Raw genomic sequence first — 11,576 nt, 5'->3', positions numbered from 1 at the left:
TAGGTAAACTTCTTCCATATCTTACTGCTGACGCGTCTGGTTCCAATCTGTGACCTGCAACCCCAAAAAGATACCAATGACCGCTACAAGGACATCTAATCCCACGGCAAACCAATTTTGCTCCCTAAAATGATGTGTAAATGTGCGAAGTAACATAAAAAGGACCTTCCCAAGAGCAAGAGGGGGATCATATCCAATCTATTATTTATTGTAAATTTAGAGAGTCAGGGACTGTAAAGACATAGAACGCAATCAAGCCAAGCCCCTACAACCATCAATGAGCGCAGTCAGTCTAGCCTTCAAGCTGACGCATCAAGCGCCCTATATCATCTTCGATCTGGCTATCTTGCTCTTTCAATTCTTCAACTTTTCTCACGGCGTGCATGACAGTGGTATGATCACGACCGCCGAACTTACGGCCAATTTCAGGTAAGCTTCTATTAGTCAATTGCTTACAAAGATACATAGCAAATTGACGAGGCCGTGCAATATTCCGAGCACGTCGATCAGATAAAAGCTCTGACAATCGAATAGAGAAATAATCCGCTACAGTACGCTGGATTTCATCAATCGTTACTTTACGGTCATTTGCACGTATGAGATCCTGAAGCACATTCCGTGTCATTTCCATTGTAATTGGACGACCAACAAGCTCAGCAAAAGCCATGACCCGCGTCAGAGCACCCTCTAAGTGGCGCACATTAGAGGTAATCCTCTTGGCTAAAAATTCCAACACATCTTGAGGCACAATCACTTTATCATTCGCTTCTGCCTTGGACTGTAAGATACCCAGTCTCAATTCGTAATCTGTGGGATGGATGTCTGCTACAAGACCCCACCCAAGACGAGAGACAATACGCTCTTCAATGCCCTCTAATTCTGTAGGCGAACGATCTGCTGTAATAATCAACTGACACCGATTATCCACCAATGCGTTGAAGGTATGAAAGAATTCTTCTTGGGTGCTGTCCTTGTTCGCAATGAACTGCACATCATCAACCATCAGAATATCAACATTTCTAAATTTCTGCTTGAATGCGTGGGTATCTTTAAAACGAAGGGCAGCGATGAATTCCAGCATAAATTTTTCAGCCGACACATATACGACCTTCTTTTGTGGCGCCTTCCGTCTTATCTCGTGAGCAATCGCATGCATTAAATGTGTTTTACCAAGACCCACCCCTCCATGAATGAAGAGAGGGTTAAAGGCGATTTCATCACTTTCGGCAATTCTCTTTGCGGCCGCATAAGCAAGTTCATTAGACTTTCCGACTACAAAGCTATCAAAAGTATACCGTTGATCCAGCGCAGACCCTTCAAAGTTTGCAGACGTCACAACAGCAGAATCACCTGACTGAGCGTCCGCTTTACTTTCTGCCTGCTCTTCACGATGCTTGCTTTGTAAACTGGAATCTAAGCGAATGACGAGCTCATGCATACCGACAAGGTCAGCTTTAAAAAAATCATTCAACCGTGTGGCATAATGAGACTGAATATAATCGCGCACAAAGCGGGTCGGCGCTGCAAGAGAAACAACGCCCCCTTCGAATGAGGAAAAGATCAAATGAGAAACCCATGTATCATAAGCGTTTTGGCCAAATTCTCGACAGAATTTATCACACACAGACCCCCAAATAGCCATATGGACTTCTTGGTCTTTACCACTCAAATCTTGAGATGAAGTCTGTTGTGCATTCCCTGCTGATAATGACATTCCCACTTTTTCCCTCTCGTTATTCATTAAGTTTTCCAGCTCACAACTACATACAGTACTTTACACTCTGCCATCTGGTATCAACCCCGCGCACAATCCCAGACATCGCTTCAAATCAAAAGACTGTCTCTTCACAGTGTCAAACTATCTCCACCCTTATCCATGAACCAACAATGAATATAAGAGGCCTATCTTTCAACTGCGTTTTCTACAGCTTTGGCATTACACTGACCGATAATTTAAATAAAAATATCGAAATATGTGACTCGAAAGCGTGGGTGGTGACCATAAAAAGCCAGTCCACGAGATTCGATTGCCTGTTTTCAATTGATGTTACGAAAGTTGTAACAATCACCCTCAAACAATGCCTTGAAGTGCGAGACTCAAAACTACACCTGCTCAGCAGCGGGGACAATAAAAAGAGTCAATTTTGTCCATTTTTTTGCCCTCCTAGTATGCATCAGATTTCCAGACACAAGATATAGTGTAGACGACTTTTACCGTCCCTCTCCTGTACTTTCTTTGTTCGCATTCCAGACCAAGAATAAAAAAAAGCTGCACAGAATCTGTACAGCTTTTTGAAATTATATGTCGCAATTAAGCGAATCAGTCTTAGAAAAACTGAGAGGCTTATGCCATTGCCTTCACACGAGCAGACAAGCGAGACACTTTGCGTGACGCTGTTTTCTTGTGAAGAACGCCTTTGGTTGCACCGCGCATGATTTCTGGCTGTGCTGCTTTAAGAGCATCCGCTGCAACTGCTTTGTCGCCGCCTTCGATTGCTTCTTCAACCTTACGAATGAATGTACGCATACGGCTTACGCGGGCTTTGTTGATTTCTGCACGACGCTCATTGCGACGAACACGCTTTTTAGCTTGTGGTGTATTTGCCATGTTATATCAAACCTATTTTCAATTGGCGCTGACTTGATTTTTCGATCAAGGGGAAGCTGCCTGTTGGCGCTAACTTCATTATAATGAAGGATGCTGCCACTGTTAAATTTCTTACAGATTTTGCTGCTCTTTCGAGAATCAGCTTTCTGTTCATTTCGGGGCGTCTATAGCGCTCCCCGCCTTGTAGGTCAATATAGAAAAGCATCAATTGAGTGAAACCACCCAACTTTTTGACATAAATATGAAAAAAGAGTGCTCTAGGACACTCTTTTCAAAAAATTACTGCGGCTTCTGACTATTTGTTTTTGAAATTTGGTTGGCGCTTTTCGACGAAAGCAGCCATGCCCTCTTTCTGATCTTCTGTAGAAAACAGACTATAGAAACACCGTTTTTCAAAATCCACACCGTCTTGTGTTGGAATGTCAACAGCCTTAATAACAGTTTCCTTTGCCATAACAACACTTGGCAAAGATTTTCCAGCAATGACGCCAGCAACTTTAATGGCTTCATCGACTAAATCATCCGTTGGGAAAATTCGCGATGCTAAGCCGGCCCGTTCCGCTTCATTGGCGTCCATCATCCGACCCGTTAGCATCATGTCCATCGCTTTTGATTTACCAATAAGCTTGGTTAATCTTTGAGAACCACCAATCCCTGGTATAACACCTAAATTTATTTCAGGCTGACCAAATTTCGCTGTCTCACCTGCTAGGATAAAATCGCAGAGCATCGCCAGTTCACAGCCCCCACCAAGAGCATAGCCATTGACGGCTGCGATGACAGGCTTTTTAATATCATGCATGAAAGCTTTTTGGGTGTGACCGAAAACATCAGCAGCCATCATATCTGTCATAGACTGTTCGGCCATTTCTTTAATGTCAGCGCCTGCAGCAAAAGCTTTATCACTACCCGTAATGATCATACAGCCGATTTCACTGTCAGCTTCCATTTCTTTTAGCGCCGAAACCACCTCTCCTAGAAGTTCTGCATTCAATGCATTCAGAGCTTCTGGTCTGTTCAATGTGATCACTGCTACATTGTCATGCTTATCCAAAAGAATTGTATTGTAACTCATGAAGGGACCCTGTTCTATATTTCAACTGAGGCTATTTGTCATAAATTCAGCCATGATTGCAAAACATTTTTTCTGACCTTTCTGAGAGAACCATGAAACTTACTCTTTCAGAGGGACTGATTTTAAAGAAAAATACTGCTGCAACTTCTTGTTTTTTTCTGCTGTGATTTCAAGAATTGATGAGGCATTTTTACAGCGCATTTTATTCTTCTCTTGGCGACATTCCCACCCAAGAGAAAGCAGACTTTGGCGGTAACGTTTAAATCCCTCAAAAGGGGTTAGATCGCTTGCTATGGCTGCGATCGCTATGGTTCCAGAGGGCGCATCATAAATCATCGTTCGATCCGCAACTAAAGAAAAACCTGGCAATAAAGGAACGTCACTAAATCCATCAATGAAGGGCGTCTCTTCATCTGCTGTGACAGAGGTCAGACTAATAAAATAAGTGAATAGAGCTAGAGACAGGATTATTTTTCTCGTATGAGATAATTTAACTGGATAGATCATCAATATGCCCTCTTCTTCCTTCCCTACACGAGACAATGTTACTTATTTTTGACACGAATCACAGTAAAAAGTTGAACGGCCGCTCTGTATAATTCGTTTAATCGTACCAGAGCAGCTATCTCTCAAGCAAGGCGCATTCTCTCGGCCATAGGCATTAAATTTATGTTGAAAATATCCCAACTCACCGTCGACCTGCGCATGATCTTTCAATGTAGATCCGCCAGATATAATAGCATCTTGCAAGATATCTCGAATGGCGGGCACAAGTTTCGACAATCGTTTTTCTGCAATTTTTCCTGCCTGCCTTTTTGGATGAATGCCTGTGCGCCACAAGGCTTCACAGACATAGATATTTCCTAAGCCTGCAATCAAACGCTGATCCAAAAGGGCTGATTTAATTGGTGTCTTTTTTCCTTCAAACCTTGAGGACAGATAATCTGCATTAAAGTGATTACCAAGCGGCTCAGGCCCTATATTTTTGATCAAATCATGCTCATCGACTGAGTTGCTATCAATAAAGAGCCACATACCAAAACGACGCGGATCATTATAGGCAAGTAACGTACCCTCCTCGGTTTTTAAGAGAATATGATCATGTTTTTCTGCTTCATAAGTTTCACTATCTTGTCCTTTAAAGAGTCGTATGCGCCCACTCATTCCTAGATGAATTAAGACGGTCAGATCGCCTTCCATCTCCATAAGAATATATTTAGAACGCCGTCTCATACCAATGACTCTTTTCCCTGTAAGAGCAGCTTCAAAATCCTCAGGAATAGGGAACCGTAAAGTGGGGCGCCGCTTTTGAGCCATGACAAGTCGTTTCCCAGTCAGGACTGGATCAATTCCTCGCATTACTGTTTCTACTTCTGGAAGTTCAGGCATTTATCGAGTTTCCTATGGTCAAAAGGGTTTCAGTAAGCTATATCCGCTCTATCAGCTATGAGAGATAAAGAATGAACGAAGAGAGTCAAGAAACAACACATTTTGGTTACAAAGAAGTTCCTGTAGAAGAAAAAACATATCAAGTCAGGAAAGTCTTTAATAGTGTTGCCGATCAGTATGACGTTATGAATGATGTCATGAGCGCTGGTGTCCATCGTCTGTGGAAAGATTCCCTGATCAACTCCCTTAATCCTCGGCCGTCTATGCACCTTCTTGATGTGGCTGGCGGAACGGGCGATATTGCTTTCCGTTTTCTTGATGCCAGCCCAAAAAGCACAGTAACTGTCGCAGATATTAATGCTGAAATGCTACGAGTTGGCAAAGATAGAGCTGAAAAAAAAGGCTACAAAGACCGCAGTGATTTCATATGCGGTGATGCAATGAACTTACCTGTCGAGGACAAGAGCGTGGACGCGTATACTATTTCATTCGGCATTCGCAATGTCACGCATATTGATCAAGCTATAAGAGAAGCCTATAGAGTCCTCAAACGGGGTGGAAGATTTTTAGTGCTAGAATTTAGTCCGCAAATTGTACCGCTTCTCCAACAAGCTTATGACAAGTACAGCTTCAAATTCATTCCCCAAATGGGGTCGCTGGTCGCTGGGGACAAAGAAAGTTATCAATATTTAGCTGAATCAATTCGCCGCTTTCCTACAAAAGAAAAATTTGCTGATATGATCGCCGCAGAGGGCTTCGAAAAAGTTGAATATCGAACCATGAGTGCCGGTGTGGTTGCTCTCCATTCAGGATATAAGATATAAAGACGTCTATGTTTAAAACCATTTGGCATATTGGGGGATTATATCGGTTAGCGCTCAACTTACGGCGCCATCATGCTATAGAGACGCTGAACGCCATGCCAGTCATGCCTGCCCTACTGCCTTCATTGCTAAGAGCGACCACCTTTTTCATCCCTAGGAAACGCCGTTTACCAGAAAACTCTGGTGCACGCCTTGCATTAGCGCTCTCAAAAATGGGGCCAGCTTATATTAAACTTGGCCAAACGCTCGCAACTCGACCAGATGTGATAGGACGTCCCTTAGCAGAGGGCCTTTTAACCCTCCAAGATCGCCTCCCAGCCTTTGAATGGAAAGCAGCAAAAAGCATTATGGAAAGCGAATTAGGGACGGTTTATACAGATCATTTCAGTGCTTTCGATGAAACACCAATTGCGGCGGCTTCAATCGCCCAAGTCCATAAAGCGACAACCCTAGATGGGCAGTCTGTCGCCGTTAAGATCCGAAGACCCGATATTATTCGTCGATTTCAGAAGGATTTATCACTCTTCTCGTGGATTGCCGCTTTAGCGGAAAATCATTCTGCAAAAGCGAGAAGGCTAAGGCTCACTGATGTTGTCAAAACAGTTGAAGACACAACCCTCAATGAGATGGACTTTAGAAAAGAAGCGGCTTCTTGTGCCGAACTTGCGGCCAATATGGAAGGGGAACATGGCTACAGAATTCCGTCCATTGATTTTGACCTCACCTTCGAGAAAATGATGACCATTGAATGGGTAGATGGCATTCGTCTCATAGACCGCGATCAGTTGGTTGAGGCAGGCCATGATTTAAACGAGCTATCCCAACGTATTGTTCAAATATTTTTAAAGCAAGCGATGCGGGATGGATATTTTCATGCTGACTTGCATCAAGGTAATTTAATTGTTGAAGCCGATGGCACCATCGCTGCCATAGATTTTGGCATCATGGGGCATATCACCAAAAAGGAGCAACAATTCCTTGCCGAAATTTTATATGGCTTCATTCTTAGAGATTATGAACGCGTCGCTGAAGTTCATTTTGAAGCAGGTTATGTGCCCCGTTCTGAAAATGTCCATGAATTTGCCCAAGCCTTAAAAGCTATTGCAGATCCAATCATGGATTTACCAGTATCGGAAATTTCGGCTGGCAAATTGCTTGCCCAACTTTTTGCCACAACAGAGCGCTTCTCGATGCAAACTCAGCCCCAACTTATTCTCTTACAGCGCACCATGGTCATGGCAGAAGGTATGGCCCTTCATCTTAATCCTGAGGCAAATATGTGGGAGATATCGCGCCCGATTCTTGAAGCATGGATGCGGGACAATCTGTCGCCAGAAATCATTTTGGCAGACTTTATTACAGCCTTACCTAAGCTCATACGAAAATTGCCCGCTTCACTGGAACGTCTTCTTGATCTGTTAGAGACGATGGATCAAACACAGGCGCCTAACACTGACATGCCTCAGAAAGGAAATCCAATCACCGCTTGGGTCTCCTTCACCTTAGGGTTAATTGCCGGAGCTGCACTCTTAAAGATATTCTTTCTTTAATTTTCTTAATTTTTGCACTATATTGCCACTATGACCCGTATATCAGACATTATTTCGCAAATACATGCGCATGTAAACGCAACATCGCTTAGCAAAAACGCACTTGCGTGCAAAGCTGGACTTGCCCCAAACACCTTAAAGAAATTTTGGGAAGACGATTGGAATCCCTCCTTAGAGACCTTGCAAAAGCTAGAGGCTGCCCTTTTTAGTGGTCGCAACGATCACAGTTACCCCCACGGCACGCCTTCTTCTTTTACTTTTCCGTCTTTAACCGGAAAACGTATTCTTTTGATCATCACAGGCGGAATCGCGGCCTATAAATCTTTAGATCTCATTAGACGCTTACAAGATTGTGGGGCGGATGTGACAGGTGTGATGACAGCAGGGGCTTCTGAATTTATCACGCCGCTCTCTGTCGCAAGCTTGACTGGTAATCAATGTTATATAGACCTTTTCGACTTAAAAGAAGAAAGCGAAATGGGTCATATTAAACTCTCCCGTGATAACGATCTCATTCTCATTGCGCCGGCAACAGCCGATATGATGGCAAAAATGGTTGCTGGGCTTGCCAATGATTTGGCGAGTACTCTCCTGCTGGCAACGGATAAACCTGTCATGCTAGCACCTGCTATGAATAGCCAGATGTGGGCACACCCTGCCACTCAACGCAACCTAAGACGATTAAAAGAAGACGGCTTGCATATTATAGACCCTGCGAATGGTCTTCTAGCATGCGGTGAAACAGGCCCCGGAAAACTCGCTGACGTGATGGATATTGTGAGGGCTGTCGGCGCTTTCTTTCACCCTAAGGCACAGCCTCTAACAGGAAAAACAATCATCCTTACAGCAGGTCCAACCCACGAAATCATCGATCCTGTTCGCTACATTGCCAACCGCTCTTCAGGGAAACAAGGCTTTGCCCTAGCATCCGCTCTAACCGAAGCTGGTGCTGCCGTCACCTTGATAACTGGTCCAGTTTCTTTAGAGACTCCAATGGGCGTGCACCGAATTAATGTAGAATCTGCCAGAGACATGCATGAGGCCGTTCACGCACAACTTCCTGCTGATTTTGCAATATTTGTCGCTGCCGTTGCTGATTGGCGCACAGAAGAGTCGTCAACGCAGAAAATGAAGAAAGAAAAAGGCGGCATACCCACATTAAAGATGGCTGAAAACCCTGACATTCTGGCCTCAGTCGCACATCTCAAAGAGAACCGACCTGAGGTTGTCATCGGCTTTGCCGCTGAAACTGAAAATGTAATTGAACACGGGAAGAAAAAGCGTCTACGCAAAGGCTGTGAATGGATCATTGCGAATAATGTCTCGCACACTGACCAGATCCAAAAGGGTGTCGTTGATAAAGACGTTATGGATAAAGGCGTTATGGGAGGAAACCAGAATCAAGTGCACATTATATCAGATAAGGATGTAATCTCTCTGCCCGAAGCGACAAAAAAGGAGACAGCCCAAATGATTGTTCATGAGATAATTCGTCATTATGCGTAAGAAAATCATCCTCCACTGCGGCGCTCCAAAAACAGCAACCACCAGTCTGCAATCCATCTTCAACTCTATGGAAGATGACTTTCGAAAGTCAGGCATCCATTATCTACAACGCTATCCCTTTAAAGGGGAAAAATATGCTGTGCATGAAGCCTTTGTCCATGCAAAAAATGGCAAAGTCGCTGCTGCTGTCCGTAAAGCTCAAGACTGTGTGAAAGAAGAATTTAAAAGAACAGGCGCCCACACTATAATCATTTCAAACGAGTCTCTATTGCATGACCCTTTAATCGAAGGAGTCTCCCAGCTTTATCCTAAGGCGGAAGGGCTTTTCCCTATTTTGAAAGAAATGTTTGAGGGATATGAGTTGATTATTTGTTTTGTCATTCGAAATCAAGCTGATCATCTTCCGTCCTATTATACTCAGCGTGTGCGCCAAGGTCTCTCTCTCTCCCTCTCTGACTATTGTGGTCAATTTGACTTGGACAAGATACGATGGGCTCCGTTCCTGAACAGCCTTATGGCCTTTTTTGGAGCAGAAAACATCCGTATCAATACTTTTCAAGACTATGTCCAGAATCCAGAAACGACTATTAAAATACTCTATCCTGAGCTCTCTAACTTTCATCTAAAAAACGAAAAACGTCATGCAAACAGCAGTCCTTCTCATTTAGCCTTAACTGTTATGCGTCATTACAATAAGGTCATGGATTTTCTTTTTTCCCGCTCTCAAGAGACAAGGCACAAAATCCAACGTCATCTTAGAGAAAAACAATTCCCCGTGATTGAACGCCTTTATCCCGGTTCAAAGGCTCAGTTAGATCCAAAGAGCAAAGAAAAATTGCACAGCCTATATCATCAAGACCTCAACGATTTAGGCCTTTCATAAAAAACCCGCCAAGGCGAACCTAGGCGGGCAATCACTTGAATTTTTAAGTGACTTATTCTTTTTCTGCTTTTTCTACTTTCGCAGGGTTCTCAGCTTTCTCTGCATCAGGAGCAAAGCGTGTCCCAAATTCACTGTCCTTATACCAAAGTGGCTTTTGGTCTGCATTAGCGACAGCTTTAATAATTAAATATTTTGCCATCGAGAATTTTGCAGCCACATCCCATCTGATTGGCTGAAATAAATCATCCGCAGGGCTGTGATAGTTTGTCGCTAAGAATTTGCGGAACGTCTTAAGACCTTCGCCTTCAGGCTTACCAACTTCATTAGGGCCAGACATTAAGAAAACAGAAGGAATGCCCTTCTGAACAAAACGATAATGATCAGAGCGTGTGAAAAGACGCTCTTCAGGCATAGGATCTTCAGCCAAAGTCACACCCAGTTTACTCAGTGCCTTACTTGCGATTTCACCCATTGTAGAATGCTCGCCGCCGAAAGCCACAACATCTGCAAAATCATACAGAAGAATTGGCATATCCAAATTCACATTCGCAACAAGAGATTTTAGAGGGACTGTTGGATAATTCACATAATATTGTGCACCAAGAAGACCTTTTTCTTCCGCTGTTAAGGCAATGAACATTACAGATCGTTTTGGGGCTTTCTCATCATTTGAAAAAGCACGGGCTGCTTCAAGCATTGTAGATATGCCTGACGCATTATCCATCGCACCATTACAGATCATATCGCCTTCTTTGGATGTATCTTGAGCGCGCTTTGCACAGTTACCTTTGCCTTCACCAACGTGGTCAAGGTGCGCTGTGATCACCACATATTCGTCTTTTAAAACAGGATCACTGCCCTCAAGAATTCCTACAACATTCGGACTCTTAACTGTCTCGGCAACATCTACTTTTGTTTTCAAGTCAATATTCACGTCAAAGGTGGAAGCTTTGAAAACATCAGCCTTGGCTGCTTTTTCTAGATCTTCCATTTTTTGACCGGCTGCAGCCAAAAGTTTATTTGTTGCATCAAGGCTTAGGAATACAGTTGATAAACTTCCATCATCCCCTCCAAAAGGTGAGCCATCTGGCTTCAGCATACTCAAACTTTTTCGACCATAATATCCAGCATATCCTGCATAGGCTGATCTCTTCTCATGGGCTGCTGTTTTCAGCATAATCTTTGCAGAGGCCCCTTTTATATCAGAGCGCTTACCAGACAAGTAAACGACAACCTTATCCGTGAGATCAAGGCCTTCAACTTCTTTTGTTGTACCATAACCAACAAAGGTGACTTTTGTCGCTGAAACTGCTTTCACAGGCTTGACAATTGAAGGGATGAAAGCAAAATCTTTGCCGTGAGCCAAGTCCATATCTTTACCGCCAGCAGACATCACAAGAGAAGACTCTTTAGATGAAGGCTGAAAACTTGAAAATGCAACATGCTGCATATAGCTGCCATTCTCACCGCCGGGTTTTAGTCCCATCATTTTATAATGAGTTGCAACATAATTTGCAGCAATCATGTATTCATCAGAGCCTGTATTTCTGCCCTGCATGACGTCATCTGCTAAAAATTCTAAGTGAGCTCTAATACGGTCAGCACTTATGTCGGGCAGATCTGACTCTGTCATCTTCTTCGGCGCTGATGCATCCATGCAAGCTGCCAAGGCAAAAGGAGCCATTACTGCCAAAATTAATTTTCTTTTCATCTATTTCTTCCTTCGTTGAATTGAGACAAT

Annotated in this window: 11 protein-coding genes; 4 read left to right on the top strand and 7 right to left on the bottom strand. The window is 43.5% G+C overall.

What is annotated here, in order from left to right; translation table 11 throughout:
- Positions 1 to 21 precede the first annotated feature (21 nt).
- The 6 genes from QGN29_RS05375 to mutM all read right to left on the bottom strand — a co-directional run bounded on the left by QGN29_RS05375 (position 22) and on the right by mutM (position 5,072).
- Positions 22 to 156 carry a hypothetical protein gene (locus tag QGN29_RS05375; RefSeq protein ID WP_310799662.1) on the bottom strand — a complete coding sequence of 45 codons (135 nt, stop codon included), beginning with the start codon at positions 154 to 156 and terminating at the stop codon, positions 22 to 24.
- Positions 157 to 292: 136 nt separating this feature from the next.
- Positions 293 to 1,714 carry a chromosomal replication initiator protein DnaA gene (gene dnaA, locus QGN29_RS05370; RefSeq protein WP_310799661.1) on the bottom strand — a complete coding sequence of 474 codons (1,422 nt, stop codon included), beginning with the start codon at positions 1,712 to 1,714 and terminating at the stop codon, positions 293 to 295.
- Positions 1,715 to 2,344: 630 nt separating this feature from the next.
- Positions 2,345 to 2,608: a 30S ribosomal protein S20 gene (gene rpsT / locus QGN29_RS05365; RefSeq protein ID WP_310799660.1), complete on the bottom strand. Its 264-nt coding sequence runs from the start codon at positions 2,606 to 2,608 to the stop codon at positions 2,345 to 2,347.
- A 295-nt stretch (positions 2,609 to 2,903) separates the two neighbouring features.
- Positions 2,904 to 3,683, bottom strand: coding sequence for an enoyl-CoA hydratase-related protein (locus QGN29_RS05360; protein WP_310799659.1), 780 nt, complete (start codon positions 3,681 to 3,683; stop codon positions 2,904 to 2,906).
- Positions 3,684 to 3,782: 99 nt separating this feature from the next.
- Positions 3,783 to 4,190: a hypothetical protein gene (locus QGN29_RS05355; protein WP_310799658.1), complete on the bottom strand. Its 408-nt coding sequence runs from the start codon at positions 4,188 to 4,190 to the stop codon at positions 3,783 to 3,785.
- A gap of 42 nt (positions 4,191 to 4,232) precedes the next feature.
- Positions 4,233 to 5,072, bottom strand: coding sequence for a bifunctional DNA-formamidopyrimidine glycosylase/DNA-(apurinic or apyrimidinic site) lyase (gene mutM / locus QGN29_RS05350; RefSeq protein ID WP_310799657.1), 840 nt, complete (start codon positions 5,070 to 5,072; stop codon positions 4,233 to 4,235).
- A gap of 71 nt (positions 5,073 to 5,143) precedes the next feature.
- Between mutM and ubiE the strand changes: the two genes are divergently transcribed.
- Genes ubiE through QGN29_RS05330 form a run of 4 tightly spaced genes read left to right on the top strand, consistent with a single transcriptional unit; the run spans position 5,144 to position 9,835 of the window.
- Positions 5,144 to 5,896, top strand: a complete 753-nt coding sequence (ubiE, locus tag QGN29_RS05345) for a bifunctional demethylmenaquinone methyltransferase/2-methoxy-6-polyprenyl-1,4-benzoquinol methylase UbiE (RefSeq protein ID WP_310799656.1) — start codon at positions 5,144 to 5,146, stop codon at positions 5,894 to 5,896.
- An 8-nt stretch (positions 5,897 to 5,904) separates the two neighbouring features.
- Positions 5,905 to 7,446 carry a 2-polyprenylphenol 6-hydroxylase gene (ubiB, locus tag QGN29_RS05340; RefSeq protein WP_310799655.1) on the top strand — a complete coding sequence of 514 codons (1,542 nt, stop codon included), beginning with the start codon at positions 5,905 to 5,907 and terminating at the stop codon, positions 7,444 to 7,446.
- A gap of 30 nt (positions 7,447 to 7,476) precedes the next feature.
- Positions 7,477 to 8,952, top strand: coding sequence for a bifunctional phosphopantothenoylcysteine decarboxylase/phosphopantothenate--cysteine ligase CoaBC (coaBC, locus tag QGN29_RS05335; RefSeq protein WP_310799654.1), 1,476 nt, complete (start codon positions 7,477 to 7,479; stop codon positions 8,950 to 8,952).
- Entirely contained in the window at positions 8,945 to 9,835 is an 891-nt protein-coding gene (locus QGN29_RS05330) for a hypothetical protein (RefSeq protein WP_310799653.1), read from the top strand. Before coaBC ends, QGN29_RS05330 begins: the two co-directional genes overlap by 8 nt.
- A 52-nt stretch (positions 9,836 to 9,887) precedes the next feature.
- Here QGN29_RS05330 and QGN29_RS05325 read toward each other — a convergent pair whose 3' ends face one another.
- Positions 9,888 to 11,546 (bottom strand): M20/M25/M40 family metallo-hydrolase, encoded by a 1,659-nt coding sequence (locus tag QGN29_RS05325; RefSeq protein WP_310799652.1) that lies wholly within the window; start codon positions 11,544 to 11,546, stop codon positions 9,888 to 9,890.
- Positions 11,547 to 11,576 lie beyond the last annotated feature (30 nt).

Source organism: Temperatibacter marinus (assembly GCF_031598375.1).
Lineage (GTDB): Bacteria > Pseudomonadota > Alphaproteobacteria > Sphingomonadales > Kordiimonadaceae > Temperatibacter > Temperatibacter marinus.
This window is presented reverse-complemented; position numbering and strand designations above follow the sequence as displayed.

Excerpts from the sequence above, each read along its gene's own strand:
- QGN29_RS05375 (WP_310799662.1), bottom strand. The coding sequence starts at position 156 with ATGTTACTTCGCACATTTACACATCATTTTAGGGAGCAAAATTGGTTT.
- dnaA (WP_310799661.1), bottom strand. The coding sequence starts at position 1,714 with ATGTCATTATCAGCAGGGAATGCACAACAGACTTCATCTCAAGATTTG.
- rpsT (WP_310799660.1), bottom strand. The coding sequence starts at position 2,608 with ATGGCAAATACACCACAAGCTAAAAAGCGTGTTCGTCGCAATGAGCGT.
- QGN29_RS05360 (WP_310799659.1), bottom strand. The coding sequence starts at position 3,683 with ATGAGTTACAATACAATTCTTTTGGATAAGCATGACAATGTAGCAGTG.
- QGN29_RS05355 (WP_310799658.1), bottom strand. The coding sequence starts at position 4,190 with ATGATCTATCCAGTTAAATTATCTCATACGAGAAAAATAATCCTGTCT.
- mutM (WP_310799657.1), bottom strand. The coding sequence starts at position 5,072 with ATGCCTGAACTTCCAGAAGTAGAAACAGTAATGCGAGGAATTGATCCA.
- ubiE (WP_310799656.1), top strand. The coding sequence starts at position 5,144 with ATGAACGAAGAGAGTCAAGAAACAACACATTTTGGTTACAAAGAAGTT.
- ubiB (WP_310799655.1), top strand. The coding sequence starts at position 5,905 with ATGTTTAAAACCATTTGGCATATTGGGGGATTATATCGGTTAGCGCTC.
- coaBC (WP_310799654.1), top strand. The coding sequence starts at position 7,477 with ATGACCCGTATATCAGACATTATTTCGCAAATACATGCGCATGTAAAC.
- QGN29_RS05330 (WP_310799653.1), top strand. The coding sequence starts at position 8,945 with ATGCGTAAGAAAATCATCCTCCACTGCGGCGCTCCAAAAACAGCAACC.
- QGN29_RS05325 (WP_310799652.1), bottom strand. The coding sequence starts at position 11,546 with ATGAAAAGAAAATTAATTTTGGCAGTAATGGCTCCTTTTGCCTTGGCA.